Source organism: Kitasatospora sp. A2-31, from assembly GCF_022288725.1.
Classification (GTDB): domain Bacteria; phylum Actinomycetota; class Actinomycetes; order Streptomycetales; family Streptomycetaceae; genus Kitasatospora.
This window is the reverse complement of the sequence record NZ_JAKNTA010000182.1, coordinates 1-1,402: the sequence shown is the minus strand read 5'-3', so window position 1 is coordinate 1,402 and position 1,402 is coordinate 1. Positions and strand designations below refer to the sequence as shown.

At 74.3% G+C, this 1,402-nt stretch carries 2 protein-coding genes and 1 pseudogene; all 3 read left to right on the top strand.

Annotated features, from left to right (window positions below):
* Positions 1-310: pseudogene (locus tag MCM47_RS40705) on the top strand (MFS transporter); the annotation flags it as partial.
* 87 nt (positions 311-397) lie between these two features.
* Entirely contained in the window at positions 398-925 is a 528-nt protein-coding gene (locus MCM47_RS40700) for a GNAT family N-acetyltransferase (protein ID WP_238951828.1), read from the top strand.
* A gap of 179 nt (positions 926-1,104) precedes the next feature.
* On the top strand, positions 1,105-1,402 hold a 298-nt coding region (locus MCM47_RS40695; protein ID WP_308222636.1), incomplete at its 3' end, for a DUF4229 domain-containing protein.

Genomic DNA, 1,402 nt, shown 5'->3' with positions numbered 1-1,402 from the left:
GCCGCCGATCCTGGCCTTCGTGATCTTCTACGGCCTGGACTGGGTGGCCACCGTGCCGCCGACCGTCGCCCTCTGCCGCCGCCACTTCGGCGAGGACGCGCCGATCGTCTTCGGCTGGGTGCTGGCCTGCCACCAGGTCGGCGCCGCGGTGGTGGCCGGACTGGCCGGGCTGGTCCGGGACGCGTTCGGCGACTACGACCTCGCCTGGTACGCGGCCGGCGCCCTCTGCGCGGTGGCCGTCCTGCTCTGCCTGGCCCTGGGCGCGAACCGCGAGGACCGGCCCGACCGCACCGTTGCGGCCCTGTCCTAGAGATCGTCCTCCAGCGCCGTCGAACCGCGTCGTGGAAGGCCGGCCGTCGTCGCGGGGTGTGAGGGGGCGCGGATAGGCTCGGCGGCCATGGCACTCACCTTCACGCTCGATCCCGACCTCGACGCCGAACTGCGACAGGACCTCGTCCGGCTGTGGACCGACGCCACCAACGCGGGCGGCGCCGTCGGCTTCGTGGCCCCGGTGACGGAGGACGAGGTCTGGGTCACCGCGGAGAAGCAGTTCGCGGCCGTCGCGCCGTCCGGGCCGGACCGGTTGCTGGTCGCGCACGAGGCGGAGACCGGGAGGCCGGCCGGGATGCTCTTCTTCGAGTCGATGCGGTTCGCGCCGATGGACCACTGGCGGCTGATCAGCCGGGTGATGGTCCACCCCGAGCTGCAGGGGCGGGGCTACGGGGCGGAGCTGATGGCCGAGGCGGAACGGCTCGCCCGGGACTGGGGGCTGGCCGGCCTGCGGCTCTACGTCCGCGGCGGCCTCGGCCTGGAGCAGTTCTACGGGCGCTGCGGCTACGTCGAGGTCGGACGGGCGCCGGGCACCATCCGGGTCGCCCCCGGGGACGACCGCGACGACGTCACCATGTGGCTCGACCTGCGCTGACCGGGCGGCCGGTGCCGGCGCCCCCGGCCGGATGCGCCGGCGGGCCCCCGGGCGCGGCCGGCGGCGGCGCCCGGGACGCGGGGGCGCGGGGGACGGGCCACCCGTTCCCCGCGCGGGGCGTCGGGCATGCTTCACTGGGAGACCGGCCCAGCCCCCGCGCAGAGAAGGACGTGTCCCCGGTGAGCAGCAATGTGAGCAACAAGTCGCACGCCACGCTCCGTTACACCTCCCTGCGGGTCAGCATCTTCCTGGGCTGCCTGCTGGTCGCCCTGCTGCTCGGCCACTTCCAGCTGATCCCGGTCCGGGGCGAGCTCGGCGTGGTCTTCCTCTTCCTGCTGGCCGCGGTGGTCTCGGCACCGCTCAGCTACGTCCTGCTGAGCAAGCAGCGCGACGAGATGTCGGCCCAGATCTCCGGCAAGGTCGACCGCCTGCGCAACCGCACGGCGGACCGGATCGCGGCGCAGAACGCCGAGGAGG

Coding starts and splice junctions, on each gene's coding strand:
- MCM47_RS40700 (WP_238951828.1), top strand. CDS start 398: ATGGCACTCACCTTCACGCTCGATCCCGACCTCGACGCCGAACTGCGA.